Annotated in this window: 12 protein-coding genes; 9 read left to right on the plus strand and 3 right to left on the minus strand. The window is 68.1% G+C overall.

From position 1 onward, the window contains the following. Positions 1-22 precede the first annotated feature (22 nt). The gene (locus ASG43_RS09100; protein WP_056503438.1) at positions 23-1000 is read right to left on the minus strand and encodes a UDP-glucuronic acid decarboxylase family protein; all 978 of its coding nucleotides are present in this window, start codon (positions 998-1000) and stop codon (positions 23-25) included. Positions 1001-1424: 424 nt separating this feature from the next. On the opposite strand from ASG43_RS09100, the gene ASG43_RS09105 reads away from it, so the two are divergent. The 3 genes from ASG43_RS09105 (at position 1425) to ASG43_RS09115 (ending at position 4828) form a co-directional block, all read left to right on the plus strand. Further along, entirely contained in the window at positions 1425-2435 is a 1011-nt protein-coding gene (locus tag ASG43_RS09105; protein ID WP_056504399.1) for an NAD-dependent epimerase/dehydratase family protein, read from the plus strand. Between the two features lie 130 nt (positions 2436-2565). Next, complete coding sequence (locus ASG43_RS09110; protein WP_244488043.1) at positions 2566-3354, plus strand: sugar transferase; 789 nt, start codon at positions 2566-2568, stop codon at positions 3352-3354. A 64-nt stretch (positions 3355-3418) separates the two neighbouring features. After that, positions 3419-4828 (plus strand): UDP-glucose/GDP-mannose dehydrogenase family protein, encoded by a 1410-nt coding sequence (locus ASG43_RS09115; protein ID WP_056503444.1) that lies wholly within the window; start codon positions 3419-3421, stop codon positions 4826-4828. 127 nt (positions 4829-4955) lie between these two features. Here ASG43_RS09115 and ASG43_RS09120 read toward each other — a convergent pair whose 3' ends face one another. Further along, positions 4956-6254: a GNAT family N-acetyltransferase gene (locus ASG43_RS09120; RefSeq protein WP_056503446.1), complete on the minus strand. Its 1299-nt coding sequence runs from the start codon at positions 6252-6254 to the stop codon at positions 4956-4958. Between the two features lie 370 nt (positions 6255-6624). On the opposite strand from ASG43_RS09120, the gene ASG43_RS09125 reads away from it, so the two are divergent. Beyond that, positions 6625-8055: a polysaccharide biosynthesis/export family protein gene (locus ASG43_RS09125; protein ID WP_056503449.1), complete on the plus strand. Its 1431-nt coding sequence runs from the start codon at positions 6625-6627 to the stop codon at positions 8053-8055. Positions 8056-8121: 66 nt separating this feature from the next. Then, a complete protein-coding gene (locus ASG43_RS09130) occupies positions 8122-9558 on the plus strand; it encodes a mannose-1-phosphate guanylyltransferase/mannose-6-phosphate isomerase (protein ID WP_056503452.1) in 1437 nt (478 codons plus the stop codon). 201 nt (positions 9559-9759) lie between these two features. Here the strand turns inward: ASG43_RS09130 and ASG43_RS09135 are convergent, their stop codons facing one another. After that, positions 9760-10986: a GNAT family N-acetyltransferase gene (locus ASG43_RS09135; RefSeq protein WP_056503455.1), complete on the minus strand. Its 1227-nt coding sequence runs from the start codon at positions 10984-10986 to the stop codon at positions 9760-9762. Between the two features lie 703 nt (positions 10987-11689). On the opposite strand from ASG43_RS09135, the gene ASG43_RS09140 reads away from it, so the two are divergent. From ASG43_RS09140 to ASG43_RS09155, 4 genes are read left to right on the plus strand one after another with little or no spacing between them, the layout of a single operon-like run. Then, positions 11690-13951, plus strand: coding sequence for an exopolysaccharide transport family protein (locus ASG43_RS09140; RefSeq protein ID WP_056503457.1), 2262 nt, complete (start codon positions 11690-11692; stop codon positions 13949-13951). A 55-nt stretch (positions 13952-14006) separates the two neighbouring features. Continuing rightward, positions 14007-14963, plus strand: a complete 957-nt coding sequence (locus ASG43_RS09145; RefSeq protein WP_056504401.1) for an NAD-dependent epimerase/dehydratase family protein — start codon at positions 14007-14009, stop codon at positions 14961-14963. Next, complete coding sequence (locus tag ASG43_RS09150; RefSeq protein ID WP_056503461.1) at positions 14960-16237, plus strand: glycosyltransferase family 4 protein; 1278 nt, start codon at positions 14960-14962, stop codon at positions 16235-16237. Before ASG43_RS09145 ends, ASG43_RS09150 begins: the two co-directional genes overlap by 4 nt. Further along, positions 16237-17559, plus strand: a complete 1323-nt coding sequence (locus ASG43_RS09155; protein ID WP_056503463.1) for an oligosaccharide flippase family protein — start codon at positions 16237-16239, stop codon at positions 17557-17559. The genes ASG43_RS09150 and ASG43_RS09155 overlap by 1 nt, the downstream gene beginning before the upstream one ends. The last annotated feature ends 10 nt before the right edge of the window (positions 17560-17569 follow it).

Here is a 17569-nt window from a genome sequence, read left to right on the forward strand (position 1 = left end):
TCGCGGTCCTGCGAACGAACCGTCATTCCGCGGCTTCGGCGATGAAGCCGCTCGCATCGCCGCGAGCGATGTCCAGGGCCTCCTCGAAATGACGGATCGTCTTGAGCAGCCCTTCCACGAGAGGCGTTCGCGGTTCCCAGTCGAGATGCCGGCGCGCAAGCGTCAGATCGGGCCGGCGATGCGTCGGGTCGTCCTGCGGCAACGGCATGAAGTGGATCTGCGAGGGTCCGCCGACCAGCTGGCGGATCGTCTTGGCGACGTCGCCGACGCTCGTCTCGTGATCGTTGCCAAGATTGATCGGCCCCGGCACCTCCCGGCTGTTCATCAGCGCGGCGAGGCCGAGAACGAGATCGTCGGCATAGCAGAGCGAGCGCGTCTGACGCCCGTCGCCGTAGACCGTCATTCGCTGTCCCCTCAACGCCTGCACGATGAGATTGGAGACCACCCGACCATCGCCGGGCGCCATGTGAGGTCCGTAGGTGTTGAAGATGCGGGCGACGCGGACGTCGACGCCGTATTGATGGTGATAGTCGAAGAACAGCGCCTCGGCGCTTCGCTTGCCCTCGTCGTAGCAGGCACGCGGTCCCCAGCAATTGACGTTGCCACGGTAGGTCTCGGCCTGGGGCGAGACGGTCGGCTCGCCGTAGATCTCGCTGGTCGAGGCCATCAGCACCCGCGCCCCGGTGCGACGCGCCATCTCCAGGACGTTGATCGCGCCGAGAACCGAGGTCTCCATGGTGAAGACCGGATCGGCCTGGTATTTCGGCGGCGAAGCGGGACATGCCAGATGGTAGATCTGATCGGCCTCCAACCGGATCGCCGATCTCACGTCGCCGACCACGAGGTGGAACAGCGAATGACGCTGAAGTTCGGCGACGTTGTCCCGGGAGGACGTCGAGAAGTTGTCGAGGCAGATCACCTCGTGCCCCCGACGCAGCAAATATCCGCAAAGATGCGTTCCGAGAAATCCGGATCCGCCCGTGACCAGTATCTTGCTCATCCCAAAATCCTTCGAGATCTTCGCGCACTGAGATAGGTTGTTCCGGCCCCGCGGCTGACGACCTGGAGCCGCCCGCCAACGTTCACCGGAATGACTTCCATCATTCTTGTGGGCGACGTTGCGTCAATGCGTAGAGTGCAGCGCAATGTGAGCACTCCCAGTGAGAGGGAGCACATCGAACGGGGATGAGCTCGGGCGAACGCGCCTCGAGCCCGCCTGCGGCGCCGAGATCGCCGACGCTAGCGTTCGACCGTCCACGAACCGCCTTTCGCCGGAGAACGCGGGCGAACGTCCCTCGGCGACCATCGTAGAACCACGGCATCCTTCCCTAGAGAAAGCGGGCTATCCCCTTTGCCGCCCTTACATTCGATGGTTCCGCAAAGCAGCGTCGAAGCATCGTTCAGTAAGGGGAATCGCAATGCCGATGCACAGTCGCGACAAGAAGATCCTCGTCACGGGAGCGGGCGGTTTCATCGCCCATCACCTGACCAGCCGCCTCAAGAAGGAGGGCCACTGGGTTCGAGGAGCGGATATCAAGCTGCCGGAATACGCGCCGAGCAGCGCCGACGAATTTCTGAAGATCGACCTGCGCGATCGGGAGAATTGCGCGGCAGCGGTGGAAGGGATGGACGAAGTCTATCACCTCGCCGCCGACATGGGCGGGATCGGCTACATCAGCCAGTCGCATGCCGAGATCACCTTGAACAACACGAGGATGGATGTCGGGATGATCGAAGCGGCGCACCGGGCCAGCGTGCAGCGCTTCCTGTACTCCTCTTCCGCCTGCGTCTACCCGTCCCATCTCCAGCACGAGCCGGACGTCGTGCCGCTTCGCGAGGAGGACGCCTTTCCCGCCGCTCCGGAAGAGGGCTACGGACTGGAGAAGCTCTACACGGAGAAGCTCTGCGAATACTTCACGCAGGACTACGGCTTCGAGACCCGCGTGGTCCGCTTCCACAACGTCTACGGTCCGCTCGGCACCTATGACGGGGGCCGGGAGAAAGCGCCGGCCGCGATCGCCCGGAAGGTCGCCAGGGCCCGCGACGGCGACGAGATCGAGATCTGGGGCGACGGTCTGCAGACGCGGTCCTTCATGTATATCGACGATTGCGTCGAGGGCCTCGTCCGGCTCATGCGGTCGGATTACGCGCTGCCGCTCAATCTGGGCACCGACGAGCTGGTGACGATCGACGAGCTCGTCGACATCGTCTCCGCGGCGGCGGGCAAGCGGCTCGTGAAACGTCACGACCTGTCGCGCCCCCAAGGTGTGCGCGGACGCAACAGCGACAACACGCGCCTTCGCGAAGTGCTGGGCTGGGAGCCGAAGATCGACCTGCGCACCGGCATCGTGCCGACCTATCGCTGGATCGACAAGCAGCTGGGCGGCGCCGGCGCCCATCACGCACCTCTGGCGGCCGTCGCGGCACCGCGCTGATCGGTCAAGCCGGGCGATGACATCGCGCCCCTCCGGCTCCGGAGGTCATCGCCCGGCTCTCCTTCCACTTCCCTCCCCTCGACCGTGAACCGTCATGCCGCCCGGCATCGACGCAACGTGGAGCCATGTCATGTCTCTGGCAAATTCCGACCTGGACATCGTCACCGGTCCTTCCGGACGTCCATTGCTGACGTCGGGGCTGACGTCGGGAACCGGCATCGCCCTCGCCGGCCGCGCGTCGGCAGGCTTCGCCGGTCCGCCGTCGCCGACGGACGGCCTCGACGGGCTTTCCGTCGACAGGCTCGCAGCCGCCGGGAAAGCCGCCTTCGACGCCGTCGCGTCCGCCGTTCTGCTGTTGATCGCGCTGCCGATCATCACGCTGCTGGCCGCGCTCATCTGGAGCCTGGACGGCCATTCGCCCTTCTATGCGCAGCCGCGCGTCGGTCGCCACGGCGTCGTGTTCCGCGTCTGGAAACTGCGCAGCATGCATGTCGACGCCGACGCCCGGCTCGCTCGTCACCTGGAAAGCGACGAGGCGGCGGCCGAGGAATGGCGGCGCTGCTTCAAGCTCACCCGCGACCCGCGCATCCTGCCGTTCATCGGCAACCTCATCCGGCGCAGCAGCCTGGACGAGCTTCCGCAACTCTGGAACGTCCTGTGTGGCGAGATGAGCCTCGTCGGCCCCCGCCCCTTTCCCAGCTACCATCTCGCCGCCTTCAGCGATGAGTTCCGGCAGCTGCGCTGCAGCGTGATGCCGGGCCTGACCGGCCTCTGGCAGATCCAGGCCCGCAGCGACGGCAGCCTTTCCGATCAGGAAGACCTCGACACCCGCTACATCCGGCATCGCAGCTTCCGGCTGGATCTCCTGATCCTCCTGCGCACGTTGCCCGCGATCCTGTCGGCGCGAGGCGCTCGATGATGCCGATCCACGAGATTGGCGCCGGCCCGTGCCGACGCCGGCATTTTCAACTCTGGAGACCATCATGCTGAAGATCTGCGTCGTCGGTACGGGCTATGTCGGTCTCGTCACGGGCACCTGCCTCGCCGAAATGGGTCATGACGTGCTCTGCGTCGACACCCATGCCGAGAAGATAGCCCGGCTGTCGAAGGGCGACATCCCGATCTACGAACCTGGGCTCGACGCGATCGTCGCCGACAACGTCGCCGCGGGCCGTCTCGCCTTCTCGACCGACATCACGTCGGTTCTCGCGTGGGAAACCCTCGTCCTCTTCTTCGCGATCGGCACGCCGACGGCCGCCGACGGCCCCCATGCCGATGTCGGCCCGCTGCGGAACGCGGTGCTCCAGGCCGCGCGCGCGCGCGCCGAACGGGGCTACGGCGGGTTCATCGTCTTCGTGATCAAGTCGACCGTTCCCGTCGGCACCTGCGCACGCCTCGATGCCGAGGTCGCGCGCTGGCTGCCGCGCGAGAGCTATGCGATCGTCTCCAATCCCGAGTTCCTCCGCGAGGGCTGCGCGATCGAAGATTTCCTGGCACCGGACCGGATCGTCCTCGGGTCCTCGTCGCCGCACGGACTGGCGCTGATGCGCCGCGTCTATGCGCCGCTCACCACGCGCGGTTATCGCCTTCTGGCCTTCGACACGGTCGAAACGTCCGAGATGATCAAATATGCCTCGAACGTCTTTCTCGCGACGAAGATCGGGCTCGTCAACGAATTCGCGCTCCTGTGCGAGAAGGTCGGCGCCGACGTGACGGATCTCGCCCAGGGAATCGGGCTCGACCGGCGCATCGGTCCGGCCGGCCTGAAGGCCGGACCCGGTTTCGGCGGGTCCTGCTTTCCCAAGGATCTGCGCGCGCTCGTGCGGATCGCCGAGGAGGCGGGCGGCGCGATGCCGATCGCGGAGGCGGTGATTGCCTCCAACGAACGGCAGAAGCGGGCCATGGTCGCCCGCGTCGTCGAGCGGCTCGGCGGCGACGTGCGCGATCTCCGGATCGGCGTTCTCGGCCTCAGCTTCAAGGCGGGCACGGACGACGTGCGGGAAGCGCCGGCGGTGACGCTGATCGACGAGCTCATCAAGGCGGGCGCGCGGGTGGTCGCCTTCGATCCCGTCGCGATGCAGGCCTTCGGGCGGATCGTTCCGGACATCGAGCTCGCCGCGACCGCCGAGGACGTCTTTGCGGATGCCGCCGCCGTCGTGATCGTGACGGAATGGCCCGAATTCGCGGCCCTACCCTTCGCGGAGCTCTCTTCGGCCATGGCGAGACCTCTCGTCATCGATTTGCGCAACCATCTCGATCCCGCTCCGCTCGCCGCACTCGGCTACGAGTATCTCGGCCTCGGTCATGCCGCCAGCCGGGCTGATCTCCTCGTCGAGGTGGAGATGGAACTCGACGGCCGACCGGAGCGCAAGGCCGCCATCGCGGCGGAATAGGACCGCAAACGTCCGGTTCAAGCGACGAGCGCCGTCGCCCGCGAACGACGCGGGAGCGACGGCGCCTCGCCATGTCCATGCCGCAGGGCCGCGTGCGGACGTCCGTTGCGCGGGCGTTTGGCTCGCGTCAGCGACCGGCGCCCTTCCGCCGCGCCGCAATGTGCGCCTTCACCAACCGACGGGCGTCGCGCAGGCGGTCGAGAAGCCGGCGCAGCGCGCGTTCGCGCGTCGCCAGCAACCGCAGCAAGCCGGGACTGCGGCTCCGGACGTCGAGGAGGACGTCGATGAGATCGTGGCGATCGGTCCACCGTTCGGCCTGGAACCCCGTATCCCGATGATTGCAGGAATCGGTCCGCCGGACCGTGGGGTCGCCGAGAAGATCCAGTGTCACGTCCTCGAGGAGCAGGATGCCGGGGGAGAAGCGCCGGAACGCCTCGTCGTAGGCGATGCGCCAGGTGAAGGCTTCGCGGCCCGCCGTGAGAAGGAGGCTCATCGCGACGGGTCGCCCGTCGAGGCGGAGCGCATGGATTTTCACCTGCCCTCGCGCCGCGAGCCCGGACACCATCCAGCGCACGATCCTGGCGGTCTCGGTCCGGCTGGCCAGGGCGCTGCCGCGCGCGCCCTTCCAACCCGCGCTTTCGAGCGCCAGGAACTCGTCGATCTCCGCTGCGATCCGCTCAGCATCGCCGGTGATCGTTCTCTCGACTCGCCCCAGTTCGCCGAGCTTTCGTCGCTGGCGCTCGCTTTGCTTGATATGCGCCTTGGAGCGGGTCGCCGACCAGAACCGGACCGGATCGTCGCAGGGCAGCAGCTCCGCGCGGCGGCGGGCGCCGATGACGTCCTCGTGCATGCCGAGGCGCGCCACGGCCGCCCGCAGGTCGGGCAGGAGCCCGGCGCTGAAGTCGCCGATTTCGATCCATCGCGGCAGTCCGCGATCCCAGCGCAGGGCCTCGAGGAACTTGAGGAACACCAGTTCGGCGTGGTCGGCATCGACCACCGGCGTTCCGAGATAGGCCATCGGCGTGATCGGGCTGACGAAGCCGCGGAGCGGCCATGTCGCGCGGGTCGGCCGCAGGGCGGCAAGCCAGACCCCGACGAGGAAGGGAGCGGCGTGATCGGCGTCGGCTTCATGCCAGGCGAGAAGGATCCGGAGCGGCTCGCGGGAGGAGGATGCGACGGCTGTGGCGACGGCTGGATCCATGAACACGTTGGCGACCGCCGCGCGCTCTGCCAGGTCGCGCCATTCGCGGTCATGTCCGGCGAATTCATCGGGACCGACGACGCGGACCCGGATCGCTGGCGTCTCCATACGCAGCCCCTCGTCCGTCGAGCGCGACGCATCGCCCGCGCTTCGCGACGACGGGACCTGAAGCGCCCGCATCGGCAACCGGCCGATCGCTCTCGTCTCGTCACGCTGCAAGTCCATGAGCGGCGATCCTTCTGGAGACAGGTCCGTCACCTGTCCGCAGACAGGGCGTGGAGATCGGCCTTGGTCGGCGCGGCGAACCGTCTCGGCGATCGATGTCGATTTGGGTGATCGGCTGCGGACGAAGTCCCTGCCGGCAGCCGGGCACGGGCAGCCTAGCCGGTGCCGGCGGCAGCTTGCCCCCCGTCATCGGGAGTAGCCCGAACCCGCCGCGCCAACCCCCGGAAATGCTCGAGATTTCGTTGAACCCGCGCCTGCACGCCGGGCGCGAAGTAATCCTTACGGGATCGCGTCTAGCCGTAATCGCCGTCGGGTTCGACCGCCGAATGCTTCTAGGCTCGCAGCCCAGCAACCCGAGCGGGGCGGTACCATGGCGATCCTGACATCCCAGACATCGACGAACGCAGCCACCACACGACATCGGCCCCGAGGCCGGGCCGGGAAGCCGAGAGCCGCCTGGTTCGCGGCCCTGTCGGTCGTCTGCCTTCTGGCGTCGGCCGGTCCGATCCTCGCCGACCAACCGGCGGCGCAGGCGGCCGATCTCGAACGCTTCCGTCTCGCTCCCGGCGACCGGGTCGCGATCACCGTCTTCGATCAGGCGGAGATATCGGGAAGCTATCTCGTCGAGCCGATGGGAACGATCACGCTGCCCTTGATCGGGCCGGTCGACGTCCGCAGCTTCACGCCCGAAAACCTTCAAGCCGATCTCGTCCGGCGCTTCGGAAACGGATACCTGCAGAATCCGGTGATCAGCGTCCGCCTGCTGGAGCTGCGGCCCCTCACCGTCGTCGGCAGCGTCCGCGCGCCGGGGCGCTACGCCTATATGGACGGGATGACGGTCGAGACGGCAATGGCGCTGGCGGGCGGTTCGGCGCGCCTGACCAACGAGAGCGTCGCCCGACGCGCGGACTTTCTCCAGACCGACGAACGGCTGAAGTCGCTGAAGATCGGTTATTTCGGACAACTCGCCCGCAAAGCCCGGATCGAGGCGCAGCTGGCGGGAACCGGGACCATCGAGACTCCCGACGTCGGCAAGCTCGACGCGGGGACGATGCGTCTCCTCATCGAAGGCGAGCAGGAGATCCTGACCTTCCAGGCCACCTCCCAGGCTCGCCAGCTGGAATTGCTGCAGGAGCAGAGCCGGCAGGTTGCCGGCGACGTCGCCGCCTTCGAGGAACAGGCCACGCTCGAGAAGGAGCAGATCGCCTATCTCGACGAGCAGATTAAAGACTTCAAAAGCCTCCTCGTGAACGGCCTCACCAAGAAGTCGTCGGTCATCGACCTCCAGCGCGAGAAGTCCAAGAGCCGATCGGACCTGTCGCGCATCCTGGGCGATCTCGCCCGATCGAAGTCGACGCAGGCGGAGGTGAAGCTGAAGCTCGCCGAACTCGACACGACCTATCGCAGCCGACTGATGACCGACCTGCAGGAGACCAAGCTGAAGCTCGCCGATGCGGAGGGCGGCCTGCCGCTGGTTCTCGAAGCGCGACAGATCAAGCTCGACCAGATGCCCTTCGCGACCCAGACCCCGACCGGCCCCCTTGCGATCCGCATCTCCCGCTACCGCGGCGGGCGGATGGACGTGATCGAGGCCGAACGGACGACGACGCTCTGGCCGGGCGACGTGCTGCAGATCGGATCGGACGGTGAAGCGGGCGACGGGCCTTCACCCGACGAGCCGTCGCTTCGGCTCCCGCCCGTCGCCGAACCGCGTCCGGTCCCGGATCTCGCCGAACCCACCGGCTCCGCCGATCCGTCCCTCCCCGGCGACGTCCGCCCCGAGCGCCTCAGCCGGCGGTGACGCCGACGGCGCCGCTTTCTCCTCTCGCGCAGACCTTTCTCTCAACCGATATACGGGAGCCACGACATGCCATCGACGATCCGACCTCTCATCCTCTGCGGCGGCGCGGGAACGCGTCTCTGGCCGATGTCCCGCGATTCGCTGCCCAAGCAGTTCATCCCGCTGACGGGCGAGCTTTCGTCCTTCCAGGAGACCATGCTGCGCGTCGCGGACCGCGACGTCTTCGGCTGGCCGATCGTCGTCACCTCCGAGGCCTACCGGTTCGAGGCGGAGCGGCAGTTGCGGGCCATCGAGATGGATGCGACGCTCCTGCTCGAACCCGAACCGCGCGACAGCGGACCCGCGATCCTCGCCGCCTGCCTTCTGGCGGCGGAGGACGAACCCGATGCCTGTGTCGCCGTGCTCGCGTCCGATCACGCGATCCGGGATCGCGGCGCCTTCGTCCGCAGCCTTCAGAGCGGACTTGAGGCCGCGATGGCCGGTCGCATCGTCACCTTCGGCATCGCTCCGACGCATCCGGCAACCGGCTACGGCTATATCGAGGCGGTGGCGGGACCTGCCGGCGACGCGCTTCCCGTGCGCCGTTTCGTCGAGAAACCCGATGCGGCGACCGCTGCCCGCTACATCGAGGAGGGCTATCTCTGGAACTCCGGCAACTTCCTGACGATGGCCGCGACCCTCGTCGAGGAATACCAGCGCATGAGACCCGGCGATGCCGGAGCCGTTCGCCAGGCCGTGTCCGACCGGACGCAGGACCGCGGCGCGATCCTGATCGACCGCACGCCGTATCGGCAGGCGGAGAAGCTTTCGATCGACTACGCCGTCATGGAACGGACCGGGCTCGCCTCCGTGGTGCGCTCCGCCTGGGGCTGGTCGGATGTCGGAACGTTCGACGCACTCTGGGACGTCTCCGATCGGGATGGCGACGACAACGTCCTTCACGGCGACATCCAGACGCTCGCCAGCCGTGGGTGCTTCGTGCGCTCGACGGGGCAGATGACGTCCGTGGTGGGAGCGAACGACCTCGTCGTGATCGTGGAACCGGATGCGGTGCTGGTGGTCGACCGCCATCGCTCCGGCGAGGTCAAGATGCTCGTCGAAGACATGAAGCGGCGGTCCGTGCCCCAGGCCTCGGCCCATTCGCGGGTTCACCGCCCCTGGGGGTGGTACGAGGTGCGCGATCTCGGCGCCGACTTCCAGGTGAAGCGGATCGCCGTCTATCCCGGCGGGCGGCTGTCGCTCCAAAAGCATCGGTACCGCGCGGAGCATTGGGTGGTCGTCACCGGCACGGCCCGCGTGACGATCGACGAGACGATCCGCATCCTTCGGCCGAACGAGCATGCCGAGATCCCGCTCGGCGCGGTGCACCGGCTGGAGAACACCGGCAGCAGCCTTCTCGAAATCGTCGAGGTGCAGCACGGCAGCTATCTCGGCGAAGACGACATCATCCGGATCGAGGACATCTACAACCGGATCGTTCCGGTTCAGGAAGCGGCGGAGTAAGCGCAGGGCGGGGCCGCCGACCGTCTCGGCGGGCGGCCCCGCCCTGCTTTCAACGACCTCGCAGGCGAAGGCTGCAGGCCGCGAACGGTCTCCAGCTCTCGCTTGCGGGGTCGTCTGACGTTCCGGCCGCGGGCTCTCGACCCTTGCGCAGCATGTCCCGCCGGGGAACGCGCGCCGTTTGGGCGCGATCGGCGGGAGGGGTCAGTAGAACCGATGCGCCCAGCCGACGAGGCGGATGCGGACGTTCCTCGGGAGACGCGAGAACAGGCGCTTCAGCAGCCCTTTTCCCTCACGCAGATAGAAGGCTGCGATCCGGCCCTTCAGATTGAGCGGCACGGCGTAGTCGGTGACGACGACGGCGCACGAGGTCCATTCCGTCTTGTGGGGATGCGCCGGCGGCAGGAAGTCGAAGGTTTCGATGTCGAAGTCCGTGCCGGTCAGGAGCCGCCAGAGAAGCAGCCGGCCCGGTGCATGCGCGGCATATTCCAGATCGTAGCTCTGGATCAGCGAACAATAATGGCCGCGGTCGAGAAGGCCGATCTCGATGGCGACCGTCTGTCCGTCGACGGCGAGCCGGGTGATCGCGAACTTTCCGTTCCGCGCCATTTCCAGGATCGCCGCGTGGTTGGCGGGATGATCGTAGCCGGCGCTGACCGCGCCACGATCGACCAGCCAGGCCCGCTTCAAGGAGAGCGCCTCCTCGATCGCGGCGACGTGGCGGCAGCGCGGAACGATCTGGAAGGCGACCTCGCCGCGCTTTTCGAGATTGCGCCAATGGCGCTTCAGGGCATTCAGGCTCCGTCCGCTCCGCAGTTTCGGCCGTGGATCGACACCGGGACCGGCGGCGGCTTTGGAGAAGCGGAGGAACGGCGCGACATCCTGATGGAGGATGGCCCATCCCAGATGCTGGGCGGCGAAATCGGCCAAATCGCTGTCGCTGCGCACGTTGTGAAGGTGCACGAAATCCACACCCGGCTCGGCCCGGATGTGCTGCCAGGCAAGCGCGATCCAGTGCGAGGCGAGCGGCGACGACTCGACGAGGAGCCCGCAATATTGCGTCGCCGGCTCGGCCAGGGCGTGCAGGATTCCGATCGGCCCGAGGCGCCGCACGCAGAGCGGCCATAGGAGCACGATCCGGTCGCCGTCGACGACCGTGACGATCCTGACGTCGACCGGCTTCCCGATCGCGGCGCAGGACTCCACCCAGGCCTTGCACCATCCGTGGCTTTGATAGAGTGGAACGCCCGAAGCCCTGCCCTCCAGTTCGCACCAGAACGGCTTCATCTCGACGAGGCAGCGGCGCGTCGAAGCCACCGCGCCCGGCGCCCCGGCTTCGCTCCTGGCCGGCATCGGGGAAAGGCTCGGCGGCGCCCGGGGCGAAGGATCCGGCTCGGACGCGACGTCCTCGATGATGTCCGTGACGTGCATGACCAGCCCTTGTTCCTACGGCCCCAGGACGCGGTGCCAGCCCCTCGATGCAGCGCAAGCGGTCGAACGGGACGCCAGCGGACACCTGCCGTCGCCACGCTCCGCGTCCGGGGATCCGGCCCGATGATCGCGCTCGATGATCACGGACGACGCATCGACGAAGGCGCGAGGTTTCTTTCCAAGTCGCCTGCCGCCGTCGCGGTCGTCGCGACCCCGGCGGGTTCATCGGGCCCATCCTTTGTCGTCGAGAGCGTCTCGACGTCCGACCTGCCGGGGAACGGTAGCGTCTGACGTTGCAAACGCCACGACATCAAACGGTCTACCGCCGATGGTTGCGCAGCTCGGAACGACGCCTTCGGGGTGCGAGGCCGCGATCGACCGGCCGAAGGGCTGAGTCCCGCCGGAAGCCGGTTCGCGCCATCCCGGTTTCTCCTTCGCGAACGGGGAGATCGGCGTCCGTCGTCGCGGGGAAGCAGAGGCTTTGCCCGCCCTGCTGCGGCGAACCCGACCGGGTACCGGTGACCGCGAAGGAGCGCCATTCGGATTACCCACGAATCAAACTTCATATTCGCAGTTGCACACCCTCTACTCGGCATCGGCAAACAACCTCGACATTCCGCAATGAAAACAACCGCGCAACGTCAGTCTTCCCACCGGAAACCTTCCGCGAAACACTCGCTGGCTTCGAAAGACGGACCCTCAGATGAACTCGGCACCTCCCCGCGAATTCGCCCGTCTGACCCCGCCGGCCCAGGACTTCCGGCCCCGGTACGAAGCGACGATATCGAGCGTCCTGCGGCTGTTCTGGCGACGCAAGGTCTGGATCGCGACGATCCTCGCCTTCGTCATGGCGGGGGCGGTCGGCGCGGCCTCGATGATGCCGAAGAGCTATGTCGGAGAGGCGCTGATCCAGCTGACCTTCGACGGCGGCGGCGCGCCCGGTGAGGGACAGGCCGGCACGGGCGCAGCCAGCACCAGCGTCGACGCCACCTCGATCGTCGAAGGCGAAGCGGAGATCATCCGATCGAGAGCGATCGCGCGGCGCGTCGCCTCCGACCTCGCCGCGCGGGAGCTCGCCCGGAGCGGAACCGAGGCGCCGTCACCGGCGACCCCGGCCGCGACCGGGGCCGCGACCGGGGCGGAAGCGCCGAAGAACCCGGTCCTCGCCTTCTTCCGGGACGTGGCGAACGGACTTCGCCACAGCGTCAGCGCCGCTCCCATTCCGGCCTTCGACCGCAGCGTCCTCGACCTGCAGAGCCGGTTGTCGGTGCGCAACGAGGGCAAGTCCTACCTCATCCGAATCGCCTTCACGTCGAACGATCCCGCCCGCGCGGCCACGATCGCCAACGCCTTCGCCGAAACCTACCTGCAGAGCCGGGTGGAGGTGAGCGTCGGCTCGGCCCGCCGCACCAGCGACTGGCTCGCCTCTCAGGTGGAGGCCGCGAAACTTGCCGTCGCCGAGGCCGACCAGCGCATCGCCAAGGCTCGCCTCGCCGGCGTCGGCGGATCGGCCGGCAATGTCCAGGCGACGGAAAAGCAACTGGGCGATCTCGTCACCCAGCTCTCCAGCGTCCGCCTCGATCGCCTGAACCTCGAGGCCCGCCTGTCCCGGCTTCGCAGCGCGGCCGCCGACGGGCACACGCCGTCGGCCTCCGACCTCGCGGGCTCGACCGATGCGCCGCGCCTGATCGAGGCCGAGGTCGCCAAGCGACAGGAAGCCAGCCGCCTCGCCTCGACCCTCGGCAGCCGGCATCCCCTCGTCGCCCGCGCCGACAAGGCCCTGCAGGATGCACGCGACCAGCTCACCGCCGCCATCGCCTCGGCGATCAGCACGACCGAAGCCGACGTCGCCAGCGCCAGCGCATCGGAAGCCACACTCGCCGAGCGCCTCGACGCGGCCAAGCGTTCCGCGCTGGACAGCCAGACCGCCTCCAAACGCCTCGGCCAGTTGGAAACCGAAGCCGAGGCGGCCCGCGGCGCGCTCGTTCGCCTCCAGGAGAGCTATCGGCAGGCGCTCGCGCTCGCCGACCTCAAGCCGATCGGCGCCAAGCTCGTCAGCCCGGCGGAGACACTGGCGGTGCCCGCCTCGCCGAAGCTTTCTCTGGTGGCGGTCCTTTCGGGGATTCTCGGCCTCGGCGCCGGCCTCGGCACCGTGCTTCTCCTCGAACTGCGCGACACCGGGTTCCGCTCCGCTCCGCAGATCGCCGTCGAGCTCGGCGCCCGTTGCCTCGGGATCATTCCCGCCATCGACACGCACGACATATCCGGCACGCGCCAGCTACGGGAGGAGGCTTTGAAGGCTCTCGCCATCAAGGCGGGCCTCACCCACAACCGCAACGGCGGAACCATCGTGGTCGTCACCTCCGCCGCGCCGCGCGAAGGCAAGACCGAGCTGGTGCGCGACCTCGCTCAGACGCTGGCCTCCATGGATCGACGTGTCCTCACCATCGAGAATGCCATCCGTCCGAGCGCCGGCGGCAGCGAATGGGATGGCCAGTCCGACGCCGACGCCGAGGAGAGCCACCGCACGGCCCTGACCATGCGCGTCCACAATGCCGGAACGAAGATCGCAGGCTACTACCGCGCCTCCGACGATCTTCGCGACGTGTTCGGCAGCCACGACCACATGCGATCCTGGCTCGAGGAAAACAGCTCGCATTTCGACATCGTCATCGTCGAGACGCCGCCCATCCTGACGAAGTCCGACGCTCTCGTGATGACCTGGCTGGCCGATCTCGTGCTGCTCGCCGTGAAGTGGAACGACACGCCGAAGGCGGCGGTGAGTTCGGCCTATTCCCAGCTCAACTGGACGAAGGGCGAGACCGGCATCGTCCTCAACCAGGTCGACGTCGCGCGGCACAAGGCGCTCGGCACCAAGGACAGCCTCTACTTCCACCGGCGCTATCTCGGACGGCGCGCCAAGGAGGCCTCCCGGCGAGGCTTTCAGCACGGGCTGAACGCCTGATGCCTGAAGCGAGACGAGCCGGTGGCCGTGTCAAATCCAACATGTGGAGACGATCATGAAGCGCATCATCGTGACGGGCGGCAACGGCTATGTCGGGCGCGAGCTGGTGCGCCTCCTCTATGACGACCACGAGGTCCACGTCCTCGACAAGGTCGCTCCGAGCGCCCTGCGGTTTCGAGCCGACGAGCGCGCCAAGTTCCATTTCGAGCAGATCGACCTGACGCACGAGCCTTCGGTCGAACGAGCGATGGCCGACATCTCGCCGGACGTGATCGTGCATCTCGCGGCGATCCACTACATTCCCGAATGCGAAGACCGGCCCATCGCGGCCCTCGCCACCAACCTCCTCGGCACCGTCGCGGTTCTCGCCAAGGCGCCGGTCGGCTGCCGCTTCGTCTTCGCCAGCAGCGGCGCGGTCTACAAGCCGGATCTCGTCCCGCACCGCGAGGCCAGCCTCCAGCAACCGTCCGACATCTACGGCCTTTCCAAGCTGCACGGCGAGCATTACGTCGCCAATTTCGCGGCCAAGCGCTCGCTCGACGCGGCCGTGGTGCGCCTCTTCAACGTCGTCGGCCCCGGCGAGACCAATCCGCACCTCCTGCCGGAGCTCGTGGCGCAGCTCAAAGCCGGCCACCGGACGATCCGCCTCGGCAATCTCTGGCCGAAGCGCGACTACATCCACGTCAAGGATGCCGCTCTCGGCTTCCGGGCGGTCGCGCTGAAGGACAGCAGCGCTTCCGGCGAGGTGGTCACGGTCAATCTCGGCACGTCGGCCTCCTATTCCGTGGTCGAAGTCCTGGAAAAGCTGCGCTCGGTGTCGCAGACCGACTTTTCGATCGAGGAGGACCCCGATCGGCTGCGCAAGGTCGACCGCCCGTTCCTGGCGGCGGACACGTCGCGGATCCAGGCGCTGTTCGGCTGGAATCCCCGCTTCACCATCGACGACGCGATGGCCGACCTCTGGCGCGAGCCGGAACTCGCTGAGTCGCTGACGGCGAGGTACCACCTGTGAAGGTCCTCGCCGCCGTCGTCGTCCCGCCGCATCTCACCGTGAGCGGCGCCGCACGCGCCGCCGAGAGCCTCAGCCTCGCGCTCGCCCGCCATTGCGACATGACGCTCGCGACGATGATCGCCGGCGGCGACGCTCCCGTCGTCGGAGCCGGCGATCTCGCGCGCGTTCCGGTCCGCACCTGGCTCCCGCCGGGGCTCGGACATCCCGCCGTCCCGAACCGCTTCCGGACGCTCTTCTACCGCTCCGACATGTCCCAGAGGGTCGGCTCGCGGCGCTACGATCTCGTCCACCTGCACAATCCCATGCCGGCGCTCGAAATGCGGCGGATCGCGCGGACCTGCCGACGCCTCGCCATCCCCTACGTCGTCTCGACCCACGGGTTCAACGAGGTCGTCAATGGGCTGCGCATCTACGGCTTCAACGCCTGGCAAAGGCTGGCATGGCGGCAACTCGTGATCGAACCGGTGCGCGAGGTCGTCGCGCACGCCGCGCGCATCTTCGCGCTGTCGCCGGACGACATCGGCCTGCTCCAGGCCCTGGGGCAGCGGACGGACAGGGTGACGGTGGTCAGCAACGGCGTGCCGTCGCCCGAACCCGGACATGACGAGGAAGACGCCCGGCTCCTCGCCCGCCTCGGTGTCGAAGGACGCACGGCGGGTGGCCCGCCGACGCTGCTCTTCCTCGCCAACCACACGCCGAACAAGGGATTGCCCGTCCTCATCGAAGCCTGCCGCGACATCCGGGAGCCATTCCAACTGATCGTCGGCGGCGAACGGCGGGACGGCGTCGCCTACGACTCGTTCCAGGCGGCCTGCCGCGACGGTCAGCGCGTCGTCGTCACCGGACGCCTGACGGACGCGGAAGCCGCGGCTTGCTTTCGCCGGGCCGACATTTTCGTCTTCCCGACGCTCGCCGACACCTTTCCGCTCGTGGTGCTGGAGGCGATGGCGGCGGGGCTGGCGGTCGTCGCCTCGCGGGTCGGCGGCATTCCCCACCAGATCGGCCCCGACGAGGGCGTGCTCGTCGAGGCGGGCCGGCCGGCCGCGCTCGCGGAAGCCCTCGGCTCGCTCCTTCGCGATCCCGATCGTGCCCGGCGGCTCGGGGAAACCGGCAGACGGCGCGCCCGCACGACCTTCACCTGGGAAAGCGCCGCCAAGATCGCCATGTCCGGCTATGCCGCCGTTCTGGCCGAAGCGGCTGACGCAAGCGACGATCACCGCATCGCGCAAGGATCGCTCGGGCTACCGAGCGGAACGCCAATGGGACTTGGCTGATGAACGAGGCGGTCGAGATCTCGAGGCCGCCGGGATCGCGCGATCTCCGCCGGTCCCTCCTTCGCATCTGGACGGGCACCACGCCCCTCCTGGACCAGGGGATCATCAGCCTCAGCACGTTTCTCTTCAACATCCTCCTCGCACGGAGCATTCCGCTCTCGGACTACGGTCACTACGCGATGGCGCTCGGCATCATCCTTCTGATGCAGACGGTTTCGAGCTCATTGATTTTCTATCCCCTGTCCATCGTCGCCTCCGTCGCGGACGCGGGGCACCGACGCGACCTCGTGCTGTCGAGCCTCGTCCTGACGGCGGCGGTCTGCTTGCCGATGACGCTGCTTCTCGGGGCGCTCGTCGGCTGGCTCATCGATCCGGCGCTGCTTCTTCCCTCCTTCGCGCTCCTGGCGGCCGGCCAGCTTCAGGAGGCCGTCCGGCGCGGGCTTCTCTCCGATCTTCGGCACGGCACGGCGATCTTGGGCGACGGCATCCGCTACGGCGGTCAGGTTGCGGCGCTCGCGGCGGCGGCCGGGATGATGCCGCTGAGCCTTCCCGTCGCGCTCGCCATCATGGCGGCGACGGCGCTTCTCGGTGCTCTCGTCCAGAGCGGCCAGATCGGGCTTCGAGGGGCGCGGCTCGTCGCCCTTGCTCCCCTCGCCCGGGCGTTCTGGCGCCTCGGGCGGTGGTCGCTGACGAGCAATGGGCTCGGCATCGCGCGGACGCAGTGCCTCCCCTGGCTGCTCGGCGCCCTGTCCGGTCCCGCGGCGGCCGGCGCGTACCAGATCGCCATGAACATCTTCAATCTCACCGCGCCGATCGTGATCGGCATCTGCAACACCGTGCCGCAGACGGCGGCGCGCGCGCTGTCCGGCGGCACCCGCGCCGCTTGGCGCGCGTCGCTCCCCCTCATCGCGACCGGCGCGCCGATCGTCGGGCTCTGCTGCGCCGCCATGCTGGCATTCCCGCGAGAGCTGGTCTCGCTCTTCTACGGGCACGGCGTCGCCGACGAGGCGATCGTCGGAGGCATTCGCGTCCTCGCCGGAAGCGCGGCCTTCGCTTACGCCGCCTCGGTGTGCTGCGCCTTCCTGCACGGCGTCGACGGCGGACGCGACGGGCTGATCGCCGACCTCGCATCGACCGGGGTCATGCTCGTCCTCGCCGTCCCCATGACGACGCATTACGGGCTCGTCGGCGGCTGTCTCGCCCTGGCCGCCGCGCTCGCCGTCCGCACCGCCTGTCTCGTCGCCGCCATCGGTCGCCGGCTCGCGGAGCCCGCCTCCGCCGGTTCCGCCCGCCCGGCCGAAGCACCGGGCACCTGCCGATAGGCGCCGGCAC

The organism is Aureimonas sp. Leaf454 (assembly GCF_001424685.1).
In the GTDB taxonomy this organism is placed as follows: domain Bacteria; phylum Pseudomonadota; class Alphaproteobacteria; order Rhizobiales; family Rhizobiaceae; genus Plantimonas.

What these genes read in the sequence shown, in the direction of transcription:
- ASG43_RS09100 (WP_056503438.1), bottom strand. Translation starts at nt 1,000, where the DNA reads ATGAGCAAGATACTGGTCACGGGCGGATCCGGATTTCTCGGAACGCAT.
- ASG43_RS09105 (WP_056504399.1), top strand. Translation starts at nt 1,425, where the DNA reads ATGCACAGTCGCGACAAGAAGATCCTCGTCACGGGAGCGGGCGGTTTC.
- ASG43_RS09110 (WP_244488043.1), top strand. Translation starts at nt 2,566, where the DNA reads ATGTCTCTGGCAAATTCCGACCTGGACATCGTCACCGGTCCTTCCGGA.
- ASG43_RS09115 (WP_056503444.1), top strand. Translation starts at nt 3,419, where the DNA reads ATGCTGAAGATCTGCGTCGTCGGTACGGGCTATGTCGGTCTCGTCACG.
- ASG43_RS09120 (WP_056503446.1), bottom strand. Translation starts at nt 6,254, where the DNA reads ATGGACTTGCAGCGTGACGAGACGAGAGCGATCGGCCGGTTGCCGATG.
- ASG43_RS09125 (WP_056503449.1), top strand. Translation starts at nt 6,625, where the DNA reads ATGGCGATCCTGACATCCCAGACATCGACGAACGCAGCCACCACACGA.
- ASG43_RS09130 (WP_056503452.1), top strand. Translation starts at nt 8,122, where the DNA reads ATGCCATCGACGATCCGACCTCTCATCCTCTGCGGCGGCGCGGGAACG.
- ASG43_RS09135 (WP_056503455.1), bottom strand. Translation starts at nt 10,986, where the DNA reads ATGCACGTCACGGACATCATCGAGGACGTCGCGTCCGAGCCGGATCCT.
- ASG43_RS09140 (WP_056503457.1), top strand. Translation starts at nt 11,690, where the DNA reads ATGAACTCGGCACCTCCCCGCGAATTCGCCCGTCTGACCCCGCCGGCC.
- ASG43_RS09145 (WP_056504401.1), top strand. Translation starts at nt 14,007, where the DNA reads ATGAAGCGCATCATCGTGACGGGCGGCAACGGCTATGTCGGGCGCGAG.
- ASG43_RS09155 (WP_056503463.1), top strand. Translation starts at nt 16,237, where the DNA reads ATGAACGAGGCGGTCGAGATCTCGAGGCCGCCGGGATCGCGCGATCTC.